This is a genomic window from Nonomuraea coxensis DSM 45129 (assembly GCF_019397265.1).
Lineage (GTDB): Bacteria > Actinomycetota > Actinomycetes > Streptosporangiales > Streptosporangiaceae > Nonomuraea > Nonomuraea coxensis.
In genome coordinates, this window is the sequence record NZ_CP068985.1 from 2,957,207 (window position 1) to 2,982,881 (window position 25,675).

General features: G+C 71.4%; 11 protein-coding genes, 1 tRNA gene and 1 pseudogene. 7 read left to right on the plus strand and 6 right to left on the minus strand.

Features of this window, described 5'->3' with window-relative positions:
• The first annotated feature begins 1 nt into the window (after nucleotide 1).
• From Nocox_RS13725 to Nocox_RS13740, 4 genes are read left to right on the plus strand one after another with little or no spacing between them, the layout of a single operon-like run.
• Nucleotides 2-1,591, plus strand: coding sequence for a condensation domain-containing protein (locus Nocox_RS13725; RefSeq protein ID WP_020544414.1), 1,590 nt, complete (start codon nucleotides 2-4; stop codon nucleotides 1,589-1,591).
• Complete coding sequence (locus Nocox_RS13730) at nucleotides 1,581-8,006, plus strand: non-ribosomal peptide synthetase (protein WP_026214584.1); 6,426 nt, start codon at nucleotides 1,581-1,583, stop codon at nucleotides 8,004-8,006. The genes Nocox_RS13725 and Nocox_RS13730 overlap by 11 nt, the downstream gene beginning before the upstream one ends.
• Nucleotides 8,003-8,173, plus strand: a complete 171-nt coding sequence (locus Nocox_RS13735; protein WP_020544413.1) for an MbtH family protein — start codon at nucleotides 8,003-8,005, stop codon at nucleotides 8,171-8,173. The genes Nocox_RS13730 and Nocox_RS13735 overlap by 4 nt, the downstream gene beginning before the upstream one ends.
• Nucleotides 8,170-13,521 carry a non-ribosomal peptide synthetase/MFS transporter gene (locus tag Nocox_RS13740; protein WP_020544412.1) on the plus strand — a complete coding sequence of 1,784 codons (5,352 nt, stop codon included), beginning with the start codon at nucleotides 8,170-8,172 and terminating at the stop codon, nucleotides 13,519-13,521. The genes Nocox_RS13735 and Nocox_RS13740 overlap by 4 nt, the downstream gene beginning before the upstream one ends.
• A 68-nt stretch (nucleotides 13,522-13,589) precedes the next feature.
• Here the strand turns inward: Nocox_RS13740 and Nocox_RS13745 are convergent, their stop codons facing one another.
• The 4 genes from Nocox_RS13745 to Nocox_RS13760 all read right to left on the minus strand — a co-directional run bounded on the left by Nocox_RS13745 (nucleotide 13,590) and on the right by Nocox_RS13760 (nucleotide 19,206).
• A complete protein-coding gene (locus Nocox_RS13745; protein ID WP_020544411.1) occupies nucleotides 13,590-16,559 on the minus strand; it encodes a S8 family serine peptidase in 2,970 nt (989 codons plus the stop codon).
• Nucleotides 16,556-17,059: a hypothetical protein gene (locus Nocox_RS13750; RefSeq protein WP_157383169.1), complete on the minus strand. Its 504-nt coding sequence runs from the start codon at nucleotides 17,057-17,059 to the stop codon at nucleotides 16,556-16,558. Before Nocox_RS13750 ends, Nocox_RS13745 begins: the two co-directional genes overlap by 4 nt.
• 451 nt (nucleotides 17,060-17,510) lie before the next feature.
• A complete protein-coding gene (locus Nocox_RS13755) occupies nucleotides 17,511-18,377 on the minus strand; it encodes an oxidoreductase (RefSeq protein ID WP_211212713.1) in 867 nt (288 codons plus the stop codon).
• 76 nt (nucleotides 18,378-18,453) lie between these two features.
• Nucleotides 18,454-19,206, minus strand: coding sequence for an alpha/beta hydrolase (locus tag Nocox_RS13760; protein ID WP_026214583.1), 753 nt, complete (start codon nucleotides 19,204-19,206; stop codon nucleotides 18,454-18,456).
• Nucleotides 19,207-19,346: 140 nt separating this feature from the next.
• On the opposite strand from Nocox_RS13760, the pseudogene Nocox_RS13765 reads away from it, so the two are divergent.
• The 3 genes and pseudogenes from Nocox_RS13765 to Nocox_RS13775 all read left to right on the plus strand — a co-directional run bounded on the left by Nocox_RS13765 (nucleotide 19,347) and on the right by Nocox_RS13775 (nucleotide 23,967).
• Nucleotides 19,347-20,290: pseudogene (locus Nocox_RS13765) on the plus strand (IS5 family transposase).
• Between the two features lie 28 nt (nucleotides 20,291-20,318).
• On the plus strand, nucleotides 20,319-21,236 hold the full coding sequence (locus Nocox_RS13770; RefSeq protein ID WP_020544405.1) for a LysR family transcriptional regulator: 918 nt from the start codon (nucleotides 20,319-20,321) through the stop codon (nucleotides 21,234-21,236).
• 1,111 nt (nucleotides 21,237-22,347) lie between these two features.
• Nucleotides 22,348-23,967, plus strand: coding sequence for a tyrosine-type recombinase/integrase (locus Nocox_RS13775; protein ID WP_020544404.1), 1,620 nt, complete (start codon nucleotides 22,348-22,350; stop codon nucleotides 23,965-23,967).
• A 423-nt stretch (nucleotides 23,968-24,390) separates the two neighbouring features.
• On the opposite strand, the gene Nocox_RS13780 is transcribed toward Nocox_RS13775, so the two are convergent.
• Both Nocox_RS13780 and Nocox_RS13785 read right to left on the minus strand, forming a co-directional pair.
• Nucleotides 24,391-24,464: transfer RNA gene (locus Nocox_RS13780), tRNA-Ile, on the minus strand.
• Between the two features lie 191 nt (nucleotides 24,465-24,655).
• Nucleotides 24,656-25,594 (minus strand): LysR family transcriptional regulator, encoded by a 939-nt coding sequence (locus tag Nocox_RS13785; RefSeq protein ID WP_020544403.1) that lies wholly within the window; start codon nucleotides 25,592-25,594, stop codon nucleotides 24,656-24,658.
• Between the last annotated feature and the right edge of the window lie 81 nt (nucleotides 25,595-25,675).

Genomic DNA, 25,675 nt, shown 5'->3' on the forward strand with positions numbered 1-25,675 from the left:
GATGACCGCACCGGTCGCGTCGCCGACGCTCGACGCGCTCGGGGGGATCTGGCGCGAGGTGTTGCGCCTTTCGCGCGTCTCCCCTGAGGACAACTTCTTCGCCCTGGGCGGCGACTCCTTCCGCGCCACCAGGCTCGCCGCGCTGGTCGGCGAGCGGTTCGGCGTGGCCGCCACCGCCGCGCTCGCCTTCGACCGGCCCGAACTCGCCGGGCAGGCCCGCTGGATCGACGGCGCGCGGGCCGGCGACGCACCTCTCACCCCGCTGCCGCAGGCCCCGCCGTCGGCCGTCCCGCTCAGCACCCAGCAGGAGGACTTCCTGTACTGGATGTTCGAGCCCCGGCTTCACGGCTCCCAGGACGTGCGCGACATCGGCTCCTGCTGCACCGCGATCAGGATCAGGGACGAGCTGGACGTGCCGCTGCTCACCCGTGCGCTGAACGCGCTCGTGGCCCGCCACGAGGCGCTGCGCACCGTGGTCCGGCCCGACGGGACGGTGGAGATCGTCGCCGATCGTCCGCCGCAGGTCGCCGAGGAACGGGCGGCGGACGAGGCCGAGGCCGGCCGCATCGTGTGGCACGAGCGCATGCGCCTCGACGACGTCATCGCCGGCCCGCTGGTGCGAGCCCTCGTCGTCCACATCGGCCAGGACGACGACGCGGACGACCACGTCCTCGTCTTGGCCGTGCACCACTTCGCGTTCGACGGGTTCTCCTTCGGCGTGCTGCTGAGGGAGCTCGCCCTCCTCTACTCCGCGCTGTCGACGGGACACCCCGACCCGCTGCGGCCCCTGCCGATCACCTACACCGACTACTGCCGCTTCGCCCGCGAGCAGTGGCCGGTGAACCAGCCGTACTGGGACCGCGTGCTGGAGGGCGCTCCCACGGACCTGAGCCCGTTCCCGGGGCGCAGGGAGACGAGCCGGTTCTCCCGGCGGCGGCACGCCTTCGAGGTCGAACCCGCGCTGCGCGACCGGCTGGCCGAGATCGCGCGCGAGCGCGGCGCCACCACGTTCATGGCGGTCGCCGCCTGCTGGACGTGGCTGCTGGCCGAGTGGACCGGCCGTACTGACATCGTCGTGATGTCGCCCGTGCCAGGCAGGACGCTGCCCGAGCACGAGACCCTGGTCGGCTGCCTGGTGCAGTCGCTGATCCTGCGCTTCGACGTCTCCGGCCGCCCCGGCTACGCCGAACTGCTCGACCGGGTGCGGGACGTCGCCGTGGGCGCCGTGGCCCACCAGCTCCACGCGTACCAGGACGCCCGGCTGCGCGTGCCGTTCCCGTCGCGCATCCACTACGAGAGCTTCGGCGCGCCGCACTTCCCCGGCCTGGCGTCCGAGCCGTTCCCGTTCCCGCGCGAGCAGGAGGCGCTGGAATGGTCGGCCAACCCCGGCGAGCTGGACCTGAGCGCCCCCGAGCTCATCGTCGAGGAGCAGCGGGACGGCTCCATGCACTGCGCCGTCGTCTACAACCACCACGGCTACGACCCCGAGACCGCGGCCGCACTGGCCGACGCCTTCCTCCGGTTGGCCCGCGCCGCCGCTGGCCGTCCCGACCAGGTCCTTCCTCCGCTCGCGGTGCGCCATGCGGGCTGACGTCTCCTACGTTCAGGAACGGTTGTGGTTCCTGCAGCGGTACGATCCCGCCGACTCCTCCTCGAACCTGTTCATCTCCGAAAGGCTTCGCGGCCGACTCGACGCGGACGCGCTGGAACGGGCCCTGGCCGCGCTGGTGTCGCGACACGAGACGCTGCGTACGCGCTACCCGGCCCGCGACGGTGAACCGGTCGCGGTGCCGGGACCGATCCCCCCGCTGGACCGCCTCGACCTCACCTCCCACCCCGAGGGCGAGCGGGAGCGCCGGGCGGCCGACGCCGTGGCCGAGCGCACCCGGACGCCGTTCGACGTGGCCGAGGGACCGGTCCTGCGGGCCGCGCTGATCCGGCTCGGGGAGCGCGACCACGTGCTGCACCTGGCCGTGCATCACATCGCGGCCGACGGCTGGTCGATCGGACTGCTCACCTCGGAGCTGGCGTCGCTCTACACGGAGTTCGTCACCGGAGTGCCCGCCGACCTCCCGCCCCCGCGCGGCCACGCCCTGCACGCCGCGGACGAGCGCGCACGCGCCGTGGACGTGGCCGCGCTCGCCTACTGGCGCGAACGGCTGAAGGGGGCCCCGGTCCTCGACCTGCCGACCGACCGCCCTCGCCGCGACGGCGCGTCCCGTGCGTCCGGCGGGTCCGCCGCGTCCGGTGCGGGCACGGTCGTGCTGCGCTTGCCCGCCGGGCTCAGCCGCGGTGTCGCCGAGCTGGCCAGAAGCCGGAGATGCACCCCTTTCATGGCGTTGCTCGCCGCCTACCAGCTCCTGCTGGCCCGGCAGACCGGCCAGGACGACGTCTGCGTCGGCTCGGCCGTCTCCACCCGGGACCGGCCGGAGCTGGAGGAGGTCGTTGGCCCGCTCATCAACACCGTCGTCCTCCGGGGCGATCTGACCGGTGACCCGTCCTTCGCAGAGCTTCTCACCCGTACCAGGACCGCCGTGCTGGGAGCGTTGTCCCGGCGGGACGTGCCGTTCTCCCGCGTGGCCGAGGAACTCGCCCCCGGCCGCCACGGAGGCAGGAACCCGCTGCTGCGCGCCCAGTTCGGCCTGCACCACGAGAACACCGTCCGGCCGGCCCTCCATGGTCTCGCGGCCGAACCGTTCACCGTGGACACGGCCCACGCCCAGGCCGACCTCTCCCTGGAGGTCCACCCGTCAGCGGACGGGCTGACCGCGAGGTTCGTCTACGACGCCGGGCTGTTCGACCACGGAACCGTCGAACGCGTGGCGGCCCGGTTCGAGGCGCTGCTCGGCCAGGTCGTCGCCCATCCCGACACCCCGCTGGCGCGGCTCGACCTGCTCGCCCCCGGAGAGCGGGCGGCGATCCTCGCCAGGGCGGGCGGTCCCGAGACGTCCTGCCCCGGCGTCACGCTCGCCGACCTGCTCGGCGGCAAGCCCGGCGCGGTCGCGGCGATCTGCGGGGACGAGCGGGTCACCTACGCCGAACTCGACGCCCGCAGCCGCGCGCTGACCCGGCGGCTGCGCGCTGCCGGCGCCGCGCGGGGCACACTCGTCGCGATCTGCGCGTCGCGCTCGATCGACTTGCTCACCGGGCTCCTCGCGGTGGTCCGGGCCGGGGCCGCCTACCTCCCGCTCGACCCGGGACACCCTGCCGAGCGGCTGGCGTACGTGCTGGCCGACTCGGGCGCGCAGCTGCTGCTCACGCAGCGTGGCCTGAGCACGCGCCTGCCGGGCGACCTGCCATCGCTGCTCCTCGACGAGCCGTACGGGGAGGAGCCGGAAGACGAGCCCGGCGAACCGGCTGTCGCCTCCGACCTCGCGTACGTGATCTACACCTCCGGCTCCACCGGCAGGCCCAAGGGCGTCGCCATCAGCCACGGAGCCCTGGCGAACCTGCTGCTGTCGTTCCGCGACCAGCTCGAAGCCGGCCCGGACGACGTGTGGCTGGCCTCCACGTCGCTGTCGTTCGACATCTCGGCCCTGGAACTGTACCTGCCGCTGATCACCGGCGGCACCGTCGTGATCGCCTCCGACGAGGACATCCGCGACGGCTCCCGGCTCGCGGCCCTGGCCGCGGCCGCCGGCGTCACTCATCTCCAGGCCACGCCGTCAGGGTGGCGCATGCTGCTCGACGCCGGTTTCCACCGGCCCGGCGCCGTCGCGCTCACGGGCGGGGAGGCGCTGCCGGGGCCGCTCGCCACCGAACTGCGGCCCCGCGTCGCACGACTCTGGAACGTGTACGGACCCACTGAGACCACCATCTGGTCGTCCTGCTGGGAGGTGCCGGCCGGCGTCACCGGCGCCGTCCGCGTCGGCCGTCCCATTGCCAACACCCGCCTGTACGTGCTGGACCGCCGGATGGAGCCGGTGCCCGACGGCTCGACCGGCGAACTGTTCATCGCCGGTGACGGCCTGGCCAGCGGATACCCCGGCCGGCCGGGGCTCACGGCCGAGCGCTTCCTCCCCGACCCCTACGGGCCGCCGGGCACCCGTATGTACCGCACGGGCGATCTGGCCAGGTGGCGCGGTGACGAGGTCGAATGCCTGGGCAGGACCGACGAGCAGGTGAAGCTGCGCGGCCACCGCATCGAGCCGGGCGAGGTGGAGGCGCGGCTGATGGAGCACCCCTCGGTCGCGCAGGCCGCGGTCGTGGTGCGCGGCGACCGGCTCGTCGCCTACGTCGTGCCCACGAGCGCACCCCCACCGCCGGACAGCTCCAGCACACCCTTCGCGCCGGACAGCTCCGGTACCCCCTTCGCGCCGGAAGGGTCCGGCGCGCTCTCCGGGCAGGACAGGCCAGGCGCCCTCTCCGGGCCGGACAGCTCCGGCGAGTCCTCCGCACCGGAGGGGCATGGCGAGGCGATTCCGCAAGCGCTGGCCGCGCACGCCCGCGCGATGCTGCCGGCGCCCATGGTGCCCGCGTCGTTCGTGCCGGTGCCCGCGCTGCCGCTCACCCCCAACGGCAAGGTGGACCGGGCCGCGCTGCCCGACCCGGACGTCGTACGCGGTGACCGGCCGCCCGCGACGCCGGCCGAGCGCCTGGTGGCGGAGGTCTTCGCCGAGGTGCTCGGCCTCGACGCCGTGGGCGCGGACGACGGCTTCTTCGACCTCGGTGGCCACTCGCTGCTCGCCTCCCGCGCCGCCGCCCGCCTCACCCGGGCGCTCGGGACCGAGGTGGCGGTACGGGCTCTGTTCGACCACCCCACGGTCGCGGCGCTCGCCGCGGAGCTCGACACCGGGGACGGCACCGCGGCCCGGCCGGGAGGCGACGTACGGGTCGTCCCGCGCCCGCCGGGCACACCGCCGCCGCTGTCGGCGGCCCAGGAGCGGCTCTGGTTCCTGCAGCGGCTCAATCCCGACGACAGCTCCGCCAACATGTACTTGGTCCGGCGGTTGCGTGGCCCACTGGACCGGGCGGCGCTCGCCCGCGCGGTCGCGGGGGCCCGCGCGCGGCACGAGTCGCTGCGCACCAGCTTCCCCGAGGCGGACGGCGTGCCGATCGCCGTCGTCCACCCCTCGGCGGGACCGGAATGGGAGGACCTCGTCGCCTCCGACGAGGACGAACGGGCGGACCTCGCCGCCCGCGACAAGGACGAGTGGGAGGATCTCGCCGCCCGTGACGAGAACGAGGCCCGCAGGCTGGTGGCCGCCCGCGTCAACGCGCCGTTCGACCTGGCCGCCGCGCCGCCGTATCGCCTCACCCTCGTCCGGCTCGCCGACGACGACCACGTCCTGTGCTGGGTGATCCACCACATCCTGGGCGACGGCTGGTCGCTCAACGTCCTCATGGACGACCTGGCAGGACTGTACGCGGGCCGCCGGCTCACCGAGCCCGTCCTGCAGCACGGGGACGTGGCCGCCTGGCAGCGCGGCAGGGACCTGTCGGCGCCGTTGGCGTACTGGCGGCGCAGGCTCGCCGACCCGCCGGTGCTCGACCTGCCCACCGACCGCCCCCGGACGTCCGCCGGCATGCGGCGTGGGGGCCGCGTCCGTGCCCACCTGCCGGAGGAGACGGCAGCCGGGCTGGAACGGGTGGCAAGGGAGCACGACGCCACCCTGTTCATGGTCCTGCTGACCGCGTACCAGGTGCTGCTGTCGCGGCACTGCGGCCAGGACGACGTCGTGGTGGGCTCAGTGACCGCCGGACGGGACCGCGTCGAGCTGGAGCCGGTGTTCGGCAACCTCACCCACACCGTCGCCCTGCGCGCCGACCTGCGGGGCGACCCGTCGTTCCGCGACCTCCTGGCCGCCGCCCGGCGGACCGTCATGGAGGACCTGGCCGGCCGGGAGGTGCCGTACGAGCTGCTCGTCGACGAGCTCGGCATCGGGCGCGACCTCGGCCGGACACCGCTGTTTCAGACGATGATGATCCTGCACAGCCAGGACACCGGTCCGCACGCGCCCGGCGCCCGCTTCGGCGGCCTGGAGGCGGAGTTGTTCGAGGACGGCCACGCCCAGGCCAAGCTCGACCTGGCGCTCGACGTGTGGCGCGAGCCCGGCGCTCTGTCGCTGGTCCTCACCTACGACGCCGATCTGTTCGACGCGACGACGGTGGAGCGGCTGGCCGAGCGGTTCCACACCCTCTGCCAGGGGATCGTCGCCGACCCCGGCCGCCGGATGAGCTCGCTGCCCCTGCTGACGCCCGCCGACGACGCCGAGCTGCGCGCCCTGGCCACAGGCCCCGCACCCGTCGCCGCCGGCCCCGCACCCGTCCTCGCCGCAGGGCTGGTGCCCGCGCTCGTCGCCCGGAGCGCCGAGCACACTCCTGACGCCGTCGCCCTGCGGTGCGGCGGCGACCTGCTGTCCTACCGACAGCTTGTGACGCGGGCCGACGCGCTGGCCGCCACCCTTCACCGGAGCGGCGTCGGCCGCGGGCACGTCGTCGGAGTGGCGCTGCCGCGTGGCATGGACGCCGTCGTCGCGCTGCTCGGCGTGCTCCGGGCCGGCGCCGCCTACCTGCCGCTCGATCCCGCCGACCCCGCCCCCAGGCGGGAGCGGCTGCTCGCCGACAGCGGCGCCGCGGCCGTGCTCACCCCGGATGACCTGCGGAACCTGTCCGGGCAGGCGCTCGCACAGCCGGAGCCGCACCCGCGTGACGCAGCGTACGTCATCTACACCTCCGGCTCGACCGGCGTCCCCAAGGGCGTGGTGGTCGAGCACGCCGCGCTGGCGGCCCGCATCCGCTGGATGGCCGCCGTGTACGAGCTGGGACCCGGCGACGTCGTCGTGCAGTTCGCCTCGTTCGGCTTCGACGCCCACGTCGAAGAGGTGTACCCGACGCTGGTCTCGGGAGCCACGCTGCTTCTCCTGCCGGACGGCGGCGCCGCCCTGCCCGACCTGCTCGCCTCCCCCGAGGGCAGGGACGTCACCGTGCTCGACCTGCCCACGGCCTACTGGCACCACCTGGTCGACGTCGTGGACGAGGTGGACTGGCCGCCGTCGCTCCGCCTGGTCATCCTCGGCGGGGAGCAGGCGGACGCCGCCGCGGTGTCGAGGTGGAAGCGCCGCTTCCCCGGCGTCCGGCTGGTCAACACCTACGGCCCGACCGAGGCGACGGTCATCGCCACGTCCGCCGACCTGGTGGACGACGGCCTGCGCCCGGCCATCGGCCGGCCGGTGGGCGAGACCACGGTGTGGCTGCTCGGCGAGAGCGGCGAACCGGTGCCGCCGGGCGCCCCCGGCGAGCTGTGCGTAGGAGGCGCGGGAGTGGCGCGCGGCTACGCGGGACGGCCCGCGACGACGGCGGCGGCGTTCACGCCCGACCCGTTCACACCGGGCGGCGGAAGGCTCTATCGCACCGGCGACCGGGCCAGGTGGCGGCGCGACGGCACCCTGGAGTTCCTCGGACGGCTCGACTCCCAGGTCAAGGTGCGCGGCTACCGGATCGAACCGGGCGAGGTCGAGGCCTGCCTGCTCGCGCACCCGGACGTGGGCCAGGCGGCCGTCGCCGCCCGCGGTGACCTGCTGGTCGCGTACGTGGTGGGCCGGGCGACGGCGGAGGAACTGCGCCGCCACGCGGAAGAACGGCTCCCCGCGCACCTGGTGCCGGGCGCCTGGACGCTCCTGGACCGGCTTCCGCTCACCGGGAACGGCAAGGTCGACCGCGCGGCGCTGCCAGATCCCGAGCCCGCCAGGGAACGTTCCTTCGTCGCGCCGCGCACCGACGCCGAGGCGCTGGTCGCCGAGGTCTGGGCGGACCTGCTCGGCGTCGCCGCCGTCGGCGCGTACGACGACTTCTTCCACCTCGGCGGGCACTCGCTGCTCGCCGTCCGCATCGCGGCCAGGCTCAGGGCGGTGATCGGCGTCGAGGTGCCGATCCGGACGCTGTTCACCCGGCGCACGGTGGCGGAGTTCGCCGGCGCGGTCGAGGCACTGCTCCTCGACTCGCTCGCCGGGCTGTCCGACGAGGAGGCGCTGCGCCTGCTCGACCAGAAAGACGAGGAACAGTGACGACGTACCACGTAGTGATCAACGACGAGGAGCAGTACTCCCTCTGGCCCGGCGACCGGACGGTCCCCGAGGGCTGGCGGTGGACCGGTTTCACCGGCGGCAGGGAGGACTGCCTGGCCCACATCGACGAGGTCTGGACGGACATGCGTCCGCTGAGCGCCCGATGACCACACTCGACGACGGGCTGTCCCCGGCCAAGCAGGCGGTGCTGTCCGGGCTGCTGCGCCGTCGCGCCGCCGCCTCGTCCGTTCCGAGGCGGCCTGAGGGCCGGACGCCGCCGCTGTCGCACGCCCAGGAACGCCTGTGGTTCATGGAGCAGTACGCGCCGGGGACCGCCGCCTACACCGTGCCGCTCGGCACCAGGCTCTCCGGCGACCTCGACGCCGAGGCGCTGGCCCGCGCACTGCGGGAGGTCGCCGCCCGGCACGAGAGCCTGCGCACGCGCTTCGTCACCGACGGCGAGGGGCGGCCCGCGGTCGTGATCGAGGACGAGCCCGCGGTGGAGTTCACCGTCGCCGAGTCCGACGAGGCCGGCGCGGCGGAGTTGTGCGCCGCCCAGCTCGCCCGGCCGTTCGACCTGACGTCGGGGCCGCTCCTGCGCGCCCTTCTTGTCCGGCTCGGCCCGGAGGAGCACGTGCTGCTGCTGACCGCCCACCACGCGGTCATCGATGGCTGGTCGTACGACCTGGTGCTCAGCGAGGCGCTCACCCTGCACGACGCCTTCCGGGCCGGTGAGCCGTCCCCGCTGGAGGAGCCCCCGGTGCAGTACGGCGACTACGCCCTCTGGCAGCGGGCCCAGGAAGAAAGGCAGCAGGAGCCGGCGTACTGGACGCGGCGGCTGTCCGGCGTGCCGGCACTCGACCTGCCCAGCGACTGGCCCAGGCCGGCCGAGCAGACGTTCGCCGGCGCCGGGCTGCGCTTCAAGGTCGGGCAGGAGACAGCCGGACGCGTCGCCGACCTGGCACGCGGCCGAGGGGCGTCCCTGTACATGACCCTGCTGGCCGCCTTCCAGGTGCTGCTGTTCCGCCACTCCGGCCAGCGGGACTTCGCGGTCGGCTCGCCCGTCAGCGGCCGGGAGACGCCGGAGCTGGAACGCACCGTGGGCGTCTTCGTGAACACGCTGGCCATGCGGGCGGACCTCAGCGGCGACCCGCCCTTCACCGAGTTGCTCGACCGGGTGCGCGACGCCACGCTCGACGACTTCGCCCACCAGGGGTTGCCCTTCGACCGGCTCGTCGGCGAACTGAACCTGAAGCGTGACGTCAGCCGCTCGCCGGTGTTCCAGGTCATGTTCGCCCTGCAGAACTTCCAGGCCCCCGCCCGGTGGGAGACCGGGCTGCGCATGGCCGAGTATCGCGTGGACGCCGCCACCACACGCTTCGACCTCACCCTCTACCTGCGGCAGACCGGCGACGGGCTGGACGGCCACATCGTCTACAACACGGCGCTCTTCCTGCCCGAGACGATGGAGCGCCTGGCCGCCCGGTTCGTGACCCTGCTCGGTGCCGTCGCCGCCGAGCCGTCCACCCGGATCTCCGAGCTGAACCTGCTCGACGCCGCCGAACGGGCGGAGGTGCTGGCGTTCGGCACCGCGCCCTCCCTCCCACGGCCCGAGCGGCGGCTGCTCCACGAGCTGACCGGCGGCCACCCGTCCGCCACGGCGGTGGCCTGCGGAGACGCCACCCTCACGTACGCCGAGCTGGACCGCAGGGCCAACCGGCTGGCCCGGTTCCTGCGACGGCGCGGCGTCGGCAGGGACACGCGGGTGGCGGTGTGCATGGAGCAGTCGGCCGACGTGGCGGTCGCCGTCCTCGGCGTGCTCAAGGCGGGCGGCGCGTACGTGCCGCTCGATCCCGAGCACCCGGCCGCCCGTCTCTCCCACGCCGTGTCCGACTCGGGCGCCCTGGCCGCCGTCGTCACCGAGGGGACCCGGGACCGGTTGCCTCCCGGCCTGCCCACGTTCACCCTGGACGACACCGACGGCGAGGAGGACGGCCCGGTGGACGCGGACGTGCGCCCCGGCGACCTCGCGTACGTGATCTACACCTCCGGGACCACCGGCACCCCCAAGGGGGTCGCGGTCCAGCACCGCGAGGCCGTCACCTACCTCCTCGGCGTCCGCGAGCGGCTGGGCGTCGTGCCCGGGGGCGTGTTCGTGCTGCTCCAGTCGCTGGCCTTCGACTTCGGCGTGACGGTGTTCTACCTGTCGCTGGCGACGGGCGGGACGTTGCACCTGGTGCCCGCCCGCACCTCGGCCCCCGAACTGGCCAGGAGGCTCGCCGGCATCGGCCCGGACTACATGAAGATCACCCCGTCGCACTTGGCGGCGCTGCTGGCCGACGCCCCCGCCGCGGAGCTGCTGCCCAAGCGGCTGCTGATCCTCGGGGGAGAGGCGGCCGGTCAGGCGCTCGCGGACGAGGTGGTGGCGGCCGGACGGTGCGCGGTCGTCAACCACTACGGTCCCACCGAGGCCACCGTGGGCATGACGACCTATGCCGTCGACCCGGCCAGCGCCCATGGCGGCGCGACCCTGCCGATCGGCAGGCCGCTGCCCGGGGCCGTCGTACGCGTCCTGGACGAGCACCTGCGTCCCGTCGGCGTGGGCGTCCCCGGCGAGATCCACCTGGGCGGCGACCGGCTGGCCCGCGGATACCTCGGCAGGCCCGGCCTGACCGCCGAGCGGTTCGTCCCCGACCCGTACGGCCCGCCGGGGGCGCGGCTGTACCGCACCGGCGACCTCGGCCGCTGGCTGCCCGACGGAAACCTGCAGTTCCTCGGCAGGACCGACCACCAGGTGAAGATCCGCGGCTACCGGGTCGAGCTCGGCGAGATCGAGTCGGTGCTCACCACGCTGCCGGGCGTCTCCCAGGCGGTGGCGGAACTCCGGTCGGACCGGCTCGTCGCCTACCTGGCCGGGCCGGAGGCCGGTCCCCGGCCCGGCGCGGCGGACCTCCGCGAGGCCCTGCGGGCGCTGCTGCCCGACTACATGATCCCCAGCCGGTACGTCTGGCTGGACACCCTGCCGCTGAAGGCGCACGGCAAGGTCGACCGGGACGCGCTGCCCGAGCCCGGCCTCGACCGCGAGACCGAGTGGGAACCGCCCGCCACGCCGACGGAGCAGGCGGTGGCCGCCGTCTGGTCGGCCGTGCTCGGCGTGGACGAGGTCGGCGCGGCCGACGACTTCTTCGACCTCGGCGGGCACTCCCTGCGCGCGATGCAGGTCGTCGCACGGTTGCGCGCCGTCGCCCCGGATCGGCTGGTCACCATCATGGACCTGTTCCGCCATCCCACCGTCCGCGAGCTGGCCGGGCTCCTGGAACGCGGCGAGGACGGCCCACGCGCACTGCTGCACCGGCTCACCCCCGCCCGGCAGACGACCGGGACCATCGTGTGCGCCCCGTACGGCGGCGGCAGCGCCGTCATCTACAAGCCGCTGGCCGACGCGCTGCCCGCTGGCTGGGCCCTGTACTCGATCGCGGTCCCCGGCCACGAGCTGGGGGAGGAGTCCAGGCCGCTCGACGAGGTGGCGGCCGCGTGCGCCGAGGAGATCCTGGCGAAGGTGGCGGGCCCGCTCGTCCTGTACGGCCACTGCGGGCTCGGCGTCATGCTGACGGTCGAGATCGCCCGCCGGCTGGAGGCGGCCGGACGCGAGGTGGACGCCGTCTACCTGGGCGGCATCTTCCCCTTCGCGAGAACGCGGTGGACAGGGGTCACCGAGGCGCTGGAACGCCTGCGCAGCGACCAGCTGTGGGCCAACGCGCTGCGAGCGGCCGGGCTGGAGGTGGACGAGCTGGGACGCGACCAGCTCAAACTGGTCATCGACAACCGCAGAAAGGGCACCAGGGAGGCGGAGCGCTACTTCACCCGGCTGTTCGAACAGGACGGACGGCCACTACGCGCCCCCATCGTCTCGGTCGTGGGCGAGCGCGACCCTGCGACCGAGTTCTACCAGGAACGTTTCCGCGAATGGCACCTGCTGAGCGCCACCACGGCCGTGGCCGTGCTGGACGAGGCGGGCCACTTCTTCCTGCGTTACCGCGCCGCCGAGCTCGCCGAGATCGTCACCCGGACGCACGTCGCGCTCGCCGAGGGCGAGCCCGACCGGCTCGGCCGCACCGAGAGCTCCACCTGGTGGCTGCAGGGCGCGTCCGCGGCGGCCGACCCGCCGCCCGAGCAGCGGGGGCCGAGGCCGAGCATGCGTCGCTTCGGCGTCATCGCGGCAGGTCAGCTCGTGTCGATGATCGGCGCCGCGCTGACCGAGTTCGCGATCCCCATCTGGATCTACACCGCGACGGGATCCCTGGTGAGCTTCGCGCTGCTCGCGGTGCTCGGACTCGTGCCGGGCATCCTGATCGCGCCGCTCGCCGGGGCCGTGGTGGACCGCTTCGACCGGCGCAGGGTGCTGCTCGCCGCCGACGCGGCGGCGATGTCCACCCAGCTCATCTTCGGTGCACTGCTCTGGACCGGGGGACTGACGACCTGGCACGTCTACCCGCTGCTGGCCTGCCTGTCGGTCGCCCTGACGTTCCAGCGTCTGGCGTACACGTCGGCGATACCGCAGCTCGTGCCCAAACGCTTCCTCGGTCACGCCAACGGCGTCGTGCAGATGGCGACGGGCTCGGCGCAGCTTGTCGTGCCCGTCGTCGCGGCCGGGCTGATGGCCGCCATCGGCGTCGAGGGCATCCTCGCTATCGACGTGGCGAGCTACGTCGTGGCGATCGCCGCGGTGATCGTGACGCGTTTCCCCCGGACGATGGCCGCTACGCGCAGGGAACCGATCGTCACCGAGATGCTGAACGGGCTGCGTTACTCCTGGGGCAACCGGGGTTTCCGCGGCATGCTCGGCTTCTTCGCGGTGCTGAACGTCTTCCTCTCGCCGCTCTTCCTGATGATCTCGCCGCTGGTGCTGGCGTTCGCGGGTCTGCCGGACGTGGCGCAGGTGTCGTTCGCCGGGGGCCTCGGCACGCTCGCGGGCGGCCTGGCGATGGCCGTGTGGGGCGGCCCTCGCCGGCGGCGGCTGCGCGGCGTGCTGCTCGCCACCCTCGCCCTGTCGCTCGCCTGCCTGGTCACGGGGCTGCAGGGGAACGTGCAGACGATCGCCGTGGGCGCGTTCGGCATGTCGCTGTGCCTCACGCTCGTCAACGGGGTCTACGCCACGATCATCCAGGTCAAGGTGCCGCAGCGGTACCACGGCCGGGTCATCGCGCTCAACACCCTGGTCGCCTGGTCCACCCTCCCGATCGGCTTCGGTCTGGTGGCACCGTACGGCGCGGCGCTGTTCGAACCGCTGCTGGCCCCAGGCGGACCGCTCGCGGGCACCGTGGGCGCCGTCATCGGCGTCGGCGCCGGACGCGGCATCGGCTTCATGTACGTCTGCTTCGCCGCCGCGATCGCCGTCATCGCGCTGGCCGCCATGCGGGTCCGGGTGCTGGCGAGATTCGACGAGATCGTCCCCGACGCGGTGCCCGACGACCTGATCGGCTACGAGACCGTCGCGGCACGCCGCCGAACCTGACGCGTGGGGACACTCGACGCTGAGAAGACCGGGCTTCCCGCCCCGCGGGAAGCCCGGTCTGGTCTCGGTCAGAAGGTGGGCGTGATCTCCTGGGTGGTTCCTCCCACACCGTGGTAGTTGCTCCCGATCGACCACACAGAGTCGTTGATCAACGGCTTGTACTCGAACGCCTGGCCGGCCGGGATGCCCGGCACCCAGCAGTCCCACACAGCGGTCGAGACCTTCACGCAGTCACGACCGGCAGACCAGGTGAGCGGGCTGACGTTGCCGCGGATCGTGATCCTGTTGCCCGCCCCCGCGTCCTTCTGCACGCGGATGCGCGTCGACCCCGGCGCCTCCTTCACCTGGTACGCCCGGATGATCGTCTGCTTGGCGGTGTTGCCCGCCTGATCGGCCAGCGTCGCGCGCAAGGACACGAAGCCGGGGGCGGCCGGGTTAGTGATCTGCGGGGTTCCGCACGTCGACCCTTGGGCCACCGTCGTCCAGGTGGAGCCGTCGTCGACGGAGGACTCGATCAGGCAGGAGGCCAGGGACGTGACGGCCTGGCCCGGCTCCCGCTGGACGCTTGTGACCACGGGGGTCACCGTTCCGGCCGCCGCGCGGTTCAGCTCGTCCAGTCCGTCCGGCCGATACCGCACCACCATCAGCGGGAGCGGCCCGTTCGCCGTGGCATCGGAGGTGAAGGTCCATTCCGTATCGATCTGGGTGGACGTGGCGCCATTTCTGTTGGTGGCCGAAGCGGTGAGCTTGTACTGCGAGGGGGCCTCCGGGACGGTCACCGGGACGAGCCAGGTACGCGGCTTCACGAAGTTGGACCAGATCTGCTGGTCGTCGCGGAACAGGCGCATCGACCCCTCGGTGTCGGCGTTCTCACCACCGTGACCGGCCTCCGAGTCGGAGTGGAGCTTGATGTAGTTGAACACCATCTCGTTGTTGTCACGCCAAGCCGTACCACTCCAATAGCCATTCTTCGCGGGGAGGGCGGGCCCGATAACCGCGCCGTTCCACGTCTCCGTGTTGTCCAGGCCGGAGCCGAACTCCCGGGGATCGGAGAGGACCTGCTTTCCGTCGAACCGGAGCAGGCCGCGCCAGCGTCCCGGCGTCCGGTACTCGGTCACCACCGACGGCATCTTGACCGGCGAGTAGATCAGGGCCGCCGGAGAGCTGAGCCCCGTGTCGAACTCGGGCTGGACGAGCAAGCTCGCGTACGACGCCGTGCCGCGGTAGGTGACGTCGACCTTCGTCAGGTTGGCCGGCGTTCCCTGGAAGGTCGGCTCGCTGGGCACCCCGCTGCGCTGGTCGACGATGCGGTAGAAGTACGGGCTGGGACTGGTCGCCGAGGAACCTTCCTTGTCGAAGTAGGCGATGGCGGTGTAGGTGATGCCTTGGTCGCTGACCGGGAGGACGTAATCCGCCATGCTGAACCCGGTGTAGAGCCCGTCCTCGACGCCGTAGTGGAAGTTCACGTACGTCTCGCGCAGGATCTGCCGGGCAGTCGGCTCGCCCACCGTGACCGTGGCCTTCTTGGCCTGCTGCGAGTCGAGGATGATCGTCCGGTCCTGCGACATGTTCGCGGGCACGACCGCCATCGTCCACGTGTCGTCGGTCTTGATGAGAGCGCCGAGGTAGTAGGAGCCTGCCGGCAGGTCGATCGTGCCACTGCCGTTGGCGATCGCGACCGGCGTCTCGGTGTCCGACTGGCGGGAGAAGACCCACACCGTGGTGTTGGCGGGTGCGCCCAGGCGGTCCTTGACGACGAGGTTCAGCGTGTGCTGCTCGGGCTGGACGTAGGCGCCGATGGCCGTGCGAATGACCTCGCTGCCGGTGGTGGCCGTGAGCTGCCCGGAATAGGAGCCGACCGGCCGGCCGTGGCCGTCGACAGTCACGGTGACGTCCGCGGTCCCGCTGGCGGGAACGGTCACGCTGGTCGCGCTCACCGTGAACAGGCCGGCCGGAGCCCCGGCCGCACTCACCTCCAGGGTCAGGGTGACAGGTGTGCTGCCGAGGTTGCGATAGCTGACGGTACGCGTGACCGGTGCGTTCACGGTCGAGGACACCGGACCGAAGACCGGGGCTCCCTCAGCGATCACTGTCGCTGTCGCGGCGGCGTTCACATCAACCCGGCCGGTGCCCTGCTGGAAGGCGGTCAGCCCAGGAGTGGGAACGGCGCTGCTAGTCAGAGCAGCCTTCAGCCGGGTAGCCGGCCAATCCGGGTGCAGCTCCGCCAAAAGCGCCGCCGCGCCGGCCACGTGCGGCGCCGCCATCGACGTCCCCGACGCCGAGCGCAGGCCACCGCCCGCTTTCGCGGCGACGATGTCCACTCCCGGCGCGGTGATGTCGGGCTTGACGGCGAGGTCTCCTACGCGAGGCCCGCTGCTGGAGAACTCGGCCAGCACGTTCTGCTTGTCGACCGCCCCCACCGTGACCGCGGCGTCCGCCGAGCCAGGAGAGCCGATGGTCTGCGAGCGAGGCCCCTCGTTGCCCGCGGAGATGACGAACAACGCGCCCGTCTGCGCGGACAGGTCGTTCACCGCCTGCTCCATGGGGTCGACGCCCGCGGTGTCCGGCCCGCCGAGGCTCATGTTGACGACCTTCGCGCCGGCGGTCGTCGTGGCCCACTCCATTCCCGCGATGATGTCGGATTCGACGCCGGAGCCGTCGTTCCCGAGCACCTTGCCGACGACCAGGTCGGCCCCTGGCGCCACACCCTTGCCCGCTCCACTCGTGGTCGCCCCGGTCCCGGCGATCGTGGCGGCGACGTGCGTGCCGTGTCCGGCCACGTCTTCCACGCCCTGGCCGGTGAAGTCCTGCGAGTCGATCACCTTGCCCGCCAGGTCCGGATGGTCGGTGTCGTAGCCGGTGTCGAGCACCGCCACCTTCACACCCTCACCGGTGTGACCCGACTGCCAGACCTGCGGAGCGCCGATCTGCGGCACACTCTCGGTCAGCGTGGCCTTGACCCGGCCGTCCAGCCACAGCTTGCCCACCTCACCGACGAAGGCGCGCGGTGAGCGCTCGCCGCCCACCAGCGCCTTCACTGTGCGGTGGTCTTCGTCTTGTCCACGGCGAAGGAGCTCATCGCGAGCCGTGGCAGCGACTTTCGGAGCCTGGCGTCCTTCATCACCTGCTGGGCTCCGGCGGTCGAGCGCCCCTTGGGGCCCTGCACGAGTACGGCCAACGCCTTGCTCTTGTCGTCGCTATAGTGATCGTCGATCAGGCGGTCAAGGTCGAACAGACGCGGGTCCAGCCGCCCGTTGGCGAGCAGGTCGAGGGCGTCACCCGGGACGACCGACAGGGCGCCGTCGCGGCCCTTGGTGACTCGGTAGCCGATCCCCTCGCGGCCGGAGCCCGGCTCGAAGGCCAGCAACCGCAGGCCGTCGCGACCGCCGGCCACCGTGACGACGTCTCCGGTGATCAACGTGATGCGTTGGGAGTTCGGCCCTGCTTGGGACGCAGGTGGTGGTGCGGCGGCGGCGACCGCCGGGGTCGGCGCTACGGCAAGCGCAAGGCTGAGCAGCGCGGCTAACGATCTGCGCATCGGTTCTCCTAGATGCCAGGTAGATGCTTGGAAGATTTCAGCAAATTTCGACGCCGACGAGATCGAATATAGAGCCATATGATCTCAAGCCGCGCGATGGGTCGGCATAGCCAGGGACGCGGGCCGCTCGATGGCAGGTGCATGCATCCAAAAAGAGACATTTCGCCCATAATGGGGAGTAATGACGCCTGAATTCTTCCAGAAATTTTCTGAAAAGCCTTCCATCGGGTTCTGCAAGTTCCTATGCTGCGATCATGCGCAGCGAAGCTCTCGGGGGCCTGCGCATGCCACGTCCTCAAGCAACGCCGACGGACAAGGAGAGCGCCGGCTGTGAAGCCGGCGCCGCGGGGGTCGTCGGCGGGGAAGCCACCTTGGTCAGCCACTTCGCTGTACCGGGCGACGGCCTCGGGCAGCAGGTCGTGGGCGGGGCTGCCGGGGCGCGATCTACTGCTCAGGCGGTGGGCAGGGGGAACTTGACATGAGTGAGGTGTTCGGAGACCTCCCAGAGCTTTTGGGCGGCGGCGTCGTCGAGTGCTTCGCCGGACAGTTCTTCGAGGGCGGCGGGGCCGCGTACTCCGAACCGGCTGGGGCCGGAGAAGCTGGCGCCGGGGACGTCGCCGATGGTGGCCAGCAGGGTCGGCCGGGCCCCGCCTTCGGGGCTTTGGGCCAGTAGCCGCGTGCCCAGTGCGAGGGCGTGGTCAAGGAGCCGCCGGCCGGTGGTCATGGTGAATCCGGTGGCCGCCCAGCCGGGATGGGCTGCCGTGGCCAGGATCGGTGAGCCGGCCCTGTTCAGGCGGCGTTGCAGTTCCCGGGTGAACAGCAGGTTGGCCAGCTTGGTCTGTCCGTAGGCGCCGAACGGCCGGTAGGGCCGTCGTTGCCATTGCAGGTCCTCGAAGTCGATGTGGGCGCTGCGGTAATTGGTGGAGGACACGGTGATCACCCGCCTGGTGATCTGGGTCAGGAGCAGATTCGTCAAGGCGAAGTGCCCGAGATGGTTGACGCCGAGCTGGCTCTCGAAGCCGTCGGTGGTGTGCCGCAGGGTGTCGGTCATGGTGCCGGCGTTGTTGATCAGATAGTCGACGGGGCCGTTCACCGTGCGGGCGAACTCACGTACGGAGGCCAGCGACCCGAGGTCGAGCGGGCGTGACTCGGTGAGGCCGCCCATCTCGGCGGCGGCCGCGCGGCCGCGGGTCTGGTCGCGCACGGCGAGGATGACCCGTGCGCCCTTCGCCGCCAGTGCGGCGGCGGCGGCCTTGCCGATGCCGCTGCTGCCGCCGGTGATGATGGCGGTCCGGCCGGTCTGATCGGGGATGTGCATGGTCATGAGGTGACGGCGGTCTTTCCGTGATCGTGTCGCGCGGTGTTCAAGATCGATGACTTCCGGATGCGCCGCTTCACAGGCCGTCCCAGAAGTCCGACAACATGCGGGCGGACCGGGCCGGGTCCTGAAGCATCCACCAGTGACCGAGCCCGTCGAGGTCGACGGCACGGGCGCCGGCGCGCTGGGCGGCGCGGTGGCGGAGGGCGACGCTGCCGGCAGTGAGGTCGTCGGCGGCCACGGGAACCAGACCGGGCCGGGCCGCGGCCGCCGCCAGCATGCGCCCGCGTTCGGCCAGCATGTTCTCGGGCACGGAGCGGTACAGCGACAGAATGGCCCTGCCCATCTCCGGGCCCTGCCCGAGCGCCACCTCGCCGGCCGCCGGCTCCGGGATGCCCCACGAGATCATGCGCGCCGTGCGGTCCGCGGCGTCTCCCGAGAAGGTCTCCTCGACGTGGCGTTCCCCATCCCCCGGCGTCTGCCAGATCTTGGCGATCTCATGCCACGTGAAGTCCGGTTCGTACCCGCCGATGGTGTCGCTGGTCCAGCTGCGCACCAGGTCGGGACGGGCCATCGCGACCTCCAGCACGTAACCGCCGCCGAAGTCGTGGCCGACCAGGTCCACCGGGGTCCTGAGCCGTGACAGCTCGTCGATGAGCCAATCCCGGTAGTCCAGGAACGTGGCGCCGAAGCGTGCGGGAAGCGCGGCGCCGAAGCCCGGAGGTGAGAGCCGGACCACCTCCTGCTGCTGGGACTTGGGCAGCTCGCTGATCAGGGGCGTCCAGACTGCGGAGGTCACCGGGACGCCGTGGACAAAGACAATGGTCATGCCAGGAATGACACCACCGGACCGGCACAGGCGTCCAAGACCTGCCTTGCACCCCGTGATGCAAGAAGTGCATAACGGAGGACTAGGAGCTGTTTCTCAGATCTGCTGACTGAGTGTTCCTGGATCGTCACGATAGGCGTATGGGGCGAGGTGACTTAACCAACGCGGAGTGGGAGCGGCTGGAGCCGCTTCTGCCCGAAGGCGGTCGACAGGGCGGCCGGTGGAACGACCACCGAAAGACGATCAACGGCGTGTTGTACCGGGCTCGCACTGGCCTGCCCTGGCGCGACCTGCCCGAACGATTCGGCCCGTGGATCACCGTCTACAAGCGGCACCGACGCTGGTCGGCCGACGGCACCTGGCAGCGCCTGCTGACCGCGATCCAGACTGAGCAGGACGCCCAGAGCCAGGTGGACTGGGACATCTCGGTGGACTCCACCACTGTCCGGGCTCACCAGCACGCCGCCGGCGCGCCCCGAACCCCGCCGCCCGGCCCCACACCGCCCGGCCGGCAAAAGGGGGACGCCGCTGGGGCAAACCGGGGCGATCCGGCGTTGGCCACCCTGGCCGCCCGGCTGGCGGAGGTGGTCAGATTGGGGAATGCCTAGGCCGTTCCCGTGGCGGGTTCACCACCAAGATCCACCTGTCGGCGGACGGCCGATGCCGGGCGCTGTCCCTGATCCTGACGCCGGGCCAGTACGGCGACAGCCCACAGTTGCGACGGGTACTGCGGGCCGTGCGGGTCCCTCGGCCAGGGCCGGGACGCCCGCGTACCCGGCCCGACAGCGTGGCCGCGGACAAGGCGTACTCCTCGCGCGCCAACCGCCTCTACCTGCGCCGCCGCAACATCCGCCACACCATCCCCGAACCCCGTGACCAGCGCGCCAACCGCCGCCGGCGCGGCTCTGCCGGGGGACGGCCCACCGGCTTCGATGCCGAGCGCTACAAGGCGCGCAACGTCGTCGAACGGGCCATCAACCGGCTGAAGAACTTCCGGGCGGTGGCCACACGCTATGACAAGCGCGCCTACATCTTCCTCGGCACCGTCACCCTGGCCGCCCTGGTCATCTGGCTCCGGACCTGATCTAAGAAACAGTCCCTAGTCTCGGGGCATGCTTCCCGATCTGGACCTGCGGCTGGTCCGGTACTTCACGGTCGTCGCCGAGCAGCTGAACTTCGCCCGGGCGGCCGAGGAACTGCGTGTCGCCCAGCCCTCCCTGAGCCGTCAGATCCAGCGCCTGGAGAACACTCTCGGCGTGCGCCTGCTGGAGCGCACCACCCAGGGCAGCCGCCTCACCGCTGCGGGCGCGGCTTTCCTGCCCCAGGCACAGCAACTGCTGCACGGCGCCCGGCAGGCGGTCCAGACCGCCCGGGCCGCGGCGCCGGCGCGCACGATCACCATCGGCTACGTCGACGACCTCGTCATCACACCCGCCGTGCGCGACCTGCGCCATCGCTGTCCCGACGCCCACGTCCGTACGCGTCATCTCGGCTCGCAGGACGCCTCCGCGCTGCCGGAGCGCCAGGTCGATGTCCTGGTCACCCGTACGCCGCTGCCGATCCCGGCCGAGGATCTGGAGGTGACGGTCCTGTACTCCGAGGCCCGGGTCCTGCTCGTGCCCGCCTCGCACCACCTCGCGGGGAAAGAGGTGGTCACGGCCGACGACATCGCCGCAGAACCACTGGTGGGCTGTACCGGGATGGGCGTCGAATGGACCACCTTCTGGCGGCTCGAACCCCGATCGGGCAGCGAACCCGCCCCGGTGGGTCCTACCTTGGCCGAGACCTACGAGGACAAACTCGAGGCCATCGCCGACGGCACCGCCATCGCCGTCGTCCCGGCCGGCGACCGGCGCTACACCCTGCGCCCCGGCCTGGTCACCGTTGCGCTCGACGGGATCGAGCCTTGCCAGATCGTCGTGGCCACCCGGGCCGCGGACACCAACCCACTCGTCACCGAGTTCGTACGATCCGCGAAGGATCTCCTGGTCGGTCCCATCACCAGGGTTCCGGCCCCTCCCGCCCGCTGAGTGGAGGGTTCCCGGGCGCGATGCCACGACGGAAAGGACCGCCGTGTCGGCACCGGAGGCTCCGGCGAGCACGGTGATCGTGGAGATCAGCAGACCGGCGAGGAAGCCGCCGAACCTGTTTCCCAGGTCATCGGAGAGCGGGAGGAGCCCCAGAGTCGCGCGAAACTGCTCGCCAAGCCACCACTGCGCGAGGAGCTGGCCGAACTGTGCCTGTTCCCCATCCGGGTGGAGGCCTCCACCCTCGGCAGCCGGTCGGTCGCCCTGGGGCGGTGCGGCTCGCTCTCGACGAGGTCGAACGGGCGCTCTTGGCGGCGGCTGACCCGCATGAGTACTCGCAGAGCGAATGAGGCCCAATATTCGACACGCATACGCCGAGTTCGCCTGCCGACTCGTCGCCCCATGGCCAGGCGTTTCCTGATGTTGGTGCTGCCGTGGGCATGATGTGCTGTTCCTGGCCGGGGCGCTGAGATCGCGTGTGGCGTGTGGTGCTCGAGGCGATCGGAGCGGGTGCTTACTTCGATTTGACCAAGGTCTGGCCTACCGCGCTGTCCTAATTCGGCTCTTCGAGCCGGTATTTGGATAGTGACCGGGCAATGCTCGCCCGCTGGATCGGGACGATGATGCTGACAGGACATTCTTTTCGTTCAGTCGAGCTTTTCTGCCTTCTCCCGCCATTACGGCCAGAAGGCGGTTATGCGTGCAAGCGGGACAATCTGCGGCCAGCCGCTGCCCGGGACGCCACGCCGGCGGCTTGCCCGGCCGGATCATGTGTGTCCCGGGGAACGTGACCAGGGGATATCGCTTGACGCGGGCGGTGAAGGTGGGCGTCGATACCACCGCCCCCGACCAGCGGCCGCCGTGGGCGTTCCACAACGGCCGCCCCGGCCGTGTGCGTGCCATGGGACGGCTGCAATCCGGGCCCTGGACGCCGCTGCCCATGCGTGGGGTGCCTGACGGCATGACCGCGTCCCGCGCGACGCTGCGGGCAACCCGCCGGTCGGGTCGTGCAGGGACCCATCGCCCAGGGGCGATGGCGTGTCCAGCCGGTCGTAGGGGTGCAAAGGAAAGGCGTCGTCGAGCAGCGACGACGCGGTCAGCAGCCGATCAGGACATGAAGGGCAAGACGACGCAGATGAACGGAACCACCTTCAAGACATGTTCCTGCCGCGACGAGGCGACCGGCAAGAGACTGGGCAAGGCCTGCGCCAAGCTGCGCCGCCCCGGCGGCGCAGGGGAGAGGTGGAGCAGCACCCACGGCCGCTGGGCCTACCAGCTCGAGTTGCCCGCGCACGCCGATGGGCGGCGGCGCAACCCCCTGCGACGGCGCGGCTTCGCCACACTGGAGGAGGCCGAGGCTGAACTGGAGCACGCCCGTGCACTGCTGGCGCTGGATGAGGACCCACACGTGCAGCGGAAGATCACCGAGCTGATGCTGTCGGTGCTCAAGGACACCAAGACGCTGCCGCCTGTGGAGGAGGTGCGGCGCAAGGTCCGCACACGGCAGGACCTCAACCCCACCGTCACCGTCGCTGAATGGATGCAGGAGTTTCTGCGGCGTAAGCGGAAGATCGATGCCACCACCCGTCGCTCGTACGAGGCGCACATCCGCCTGTACTTCACCCCCTACCTCGGCGACATCCGGTTGGACCGGTTGCGGGTGTCGGATGTGGCGGGGATGTTCGATGCGATCGAGGAGTTCAACGACGTCATCACCGCCGCCCGCGCCAGCGCCGATCCGGAGCAGCGGGCGACGGTGCGGTATCGGCGGCCGGTCGGTCCGGCAACCATGCACCGCATCCGGGCGACTCTCCGGCACGCGCTGAACATCGCGATCAAGCAGGACCGGCTGATCGACTTCAACCCGGCGGCGGTGGTCGAACTCCCCGACGCCGTATCTCCCAAGGCGCTGGTGTGGACCGAGGAGCGGGTGGCCGCCTGGAACCGCGACTTGCAGGAGCGGCTCGATGTTGAGCAGCGGCAACGGTGCGGGGCGCGGCTGAGCCGCGCCGCCATGATCAACGTGTACGCGTCCGTGCCGCGTCCGTCCCCGGTGATGGTGTGGACGCCCTCCCACACCTTCGCCTTCCTCGCCCAAGCGGCAACCCATCGGCTGTTCGCGCTGTACCGACTGATCGCGTTGCGCGGGCTGCGCCGGGGTGAGGCGGTCGGGCTGCGCTGGAAGGATGTCGACCTGGCCGCCGGGACGGCAGGGGTGCATTGGCAGATCACTCAGCTGGGGTGGGAGCCGGTGCAGGGCAGGCCGAAGACCGAGGCCAGCGACCGCACCATCGCGTTGGACGCCGATACCGTCACCGCGCTACGCGCGCACCGCAAGCGCCAAGCCGCTGAGCGGCTGGCGGCGGGGGAGGCGTGGATGGACAGCGGGTTCGTCTTCACCGACGAGATCGGCCGGGCGTTGCATCCGCAGCAGGTCAGCGACCAGTTCTACCTGCTGTCCTTCCGGGCGGGGTTGCCGCCGGTGCGGCTGCATGACCTGCGGCATGGGGCGGCTTCGATCATGCTGGCCGCAGGTGTCGATCTGAAGGTCGTACAGGAGACATTGGGGCATGTGTCATCCACCTTCACGCGCGACACCTACACCAGCGTCTACCCCGAGGTGGCCCGCGCCGCCGCCGAATCCGCCGCCGCCCTCATCAACACCGCAGCCAGCGGCGCGCAGACTGCCCGGTTGATCACACTGCCGAACCACATCGACCACGCCACTACCTGAGCTACCGAACCCAGCAGGCCCGCCGATTCCCCGGCGGGCCTGCTTGTTTGCCCTCCATGAGGGTGTCGAACTGTGGAGCCGATCGGTATCTAATTTCGGCTGCGAAGGGGCGAGCGGACTTCCGCATGAAGCAGGGGATCTTTTATCTGCTGGTCAGAAACGCCTGGCGAGCACAACGAAGCAGTTTGGCTAAGGCTTGACCGCTCACGAGGGCGTCGCTGACCGAGGACGCCGTACGGGCCTTCTTGCTTGGTCTTCTGTTGGTCGTCGGCGAGGTCTGAGCTGACGATGGCGGACTAAATGATCTACCGCCGTACACGGTCCGTACACAAGAGCAACCATGGAGCAACCGACCATGATCAACGGCAAGATTTGAGGGTGGCGAGAACCGAGAAACCCCAGGTCAGACGCGGTGTTGGTGAGTAGGGCGGGTGGGACTTGAACCCACGACCCACGGATTATGAGTCCGATGCTCTGACCGGCTGAGCTACCGCCCCTGGATTCAGTTGTGTGGCCGGGGCGTGGTCCTGAGTGGATCATGCTGAGCCTGGTGCATGGCTAAGGGTAGAGCATCGGGACCGGTTGTGGGCGCCCTGGGCCGGTGGGATGGGAAGGAAGGTGTCTTCTTGGACATCATTCCATGGTCCGGGGGTTGTGGCGATCAATGGACAGGGTGCGGGTTCTCGCGTCAGGGGGCGGTGCCGTAGGTGGGGTTGCGGGTGAGCCAGTCGCTGTAGGTGGGGCTGCGGGAGACGGCGTCGCGGTGGGCTTCCTTGGCCTGGGTGACGACCCAGGTGGCGTCCGCCGCCGTCGGGTGGCGGCCGAGGAGCTGGCGCCAGCGCAGCGGGGCGCCGGCCAGGGGCACCATGACGAGGCCCTGCGCGGGCTGGTGGGTGGCCTGGCAGAGGACGACGGCGCGGCCCACCTGGGCCAGGTGGGTGCAGGTGGGGACGTCCGTCTCGTAGATCGTTCCTGGGGTGAAGCCGGCGCGGGCGCAGGCCATGGCGAAGCAGTCGTCGAAGCAGCCGTCCCCGGGGGTCACCGCCCACTGCTCGTCGGCGAGGTCGGACAGTTCCACCTCCTTCTCCTTGGCGGCGGGGTGGGTCTCGGCGACGAGGCAGAAGACGGGGTCGAGGCTGATGGTGTCCCAGGCGAGGGAGCCGGAGGGGGTGCCGGAGTCGCCGCAGGCGCCGGTCAGCACGTAGTCGAGGCGGCCGAGTTCGACCATGCTGGTCAGTTCGTGGCTCGACCAGGACGTGTACGTCGAGACGGGCCGCTCCGCCGCCAGCCGGTCCACCAGCCCGCCGAGGATCGGGCCGTTCGTGGCGCCGATGCGGTAGCCGGGGGTGGGGGCGTGGGCGTGGGCGAAGCGTACGGCCTCGTCCTGCAGTTCCTTGGCCGCAGGGAGGAGCACCCGTGCGCGGGCGAGCACGAGTTCGCCGAGCCTCGTGGGCCGGGCGCCGTGGCGGTCGCGTTCGAACAGGGCGCCGCCGAGCACCCTCTCGATGCGCTTGAGCTGGGCGGTCAGGGCCGGTTGTGCCAGCCCGAGCGTCGACGCGGCCTTGCTCACGCTTCCCGCGTCCGCGACCGCGCGGACGATCCTGAGGTGCCGGAGCTCGAGGTCCATAACGGGAAGGTAAAGCGGCGGCATCTTACAGACAATGCCTAAATGTCAGGAAATGTGACAGATATTGTCGGAGGACTCCGG

What these genes read in the sequence shown, in the direction of transcription:
- Nocox_RS13750 (WP_157383169.1), bottom strand. Translation starts at nt 17,059, where the DNA reads ATGCGCAGATCGTTAGCCGCGCTGCTCAGCCTTGCGCTTGCCGTAGCG.
- Nocox_RS13755 (WP_211212713.1), bottom strand. Translation starts at nt 18,377, where the DNA reads ATGCACATCCCCGATCAGACCGGCCGGACCGCCATCATCACCGGCGGC.
- Nocox_RS13785 (WP_020544403.1), bottom strand. Translation starts at nt 25,594, where the DNA reads ATGGACCTCGAGCTCCGGCACCTCAGGATCGTCCGCGCGGTCGCGGAC.
- Nocox_RS13770 (WP_020544405.1), top strand. Translation starts at nt 20,319, where the DNA reads ATGCTTCCCGATCTGGACCTGCGGCTGGTCCGGTACTTCACGGTCGTC.
- Nocox_RS13740 (WP_020544412.1), top strand. Translation starts at nt 8,170, where the DNA reads ATGACCACACTCGACGACGGGCTGTCCCCGGCCAAGCAGGCGGTGCTG.
- Nocox_RS13775 (WP_020544404.1), top strand. Translation starts at nt 22,348, where the DNA reads ATGAAGGGCAAGACGACGCAGATGAACGGAACCACCTTCAAGACATGT.
- Nocox_RS13760 (WP_026214583.1), bottom strand. Translation starts at nt 19,206, where the DNA reads ATGACCATTGTCTTTGTCCACGGCGTCCCGGTGACCTCCGCAGTCTGG.
- Nocox_RS13725 (WP_020544414.1), top strand. Translation starts at nt 2, where the DNA reads ATGACCGCACCGGTCGCGTCGCCGACGCTCGACGCGCTCGGGGGGATC.
- Nocox_RS13730 (WP_026214584.1), top strand. Translation starts at nt 1,581, where the DNA reads ATGCGGGCTGACGTCTCCTACGTTCAGGAACGGTTGTGGTTCCTGCAG.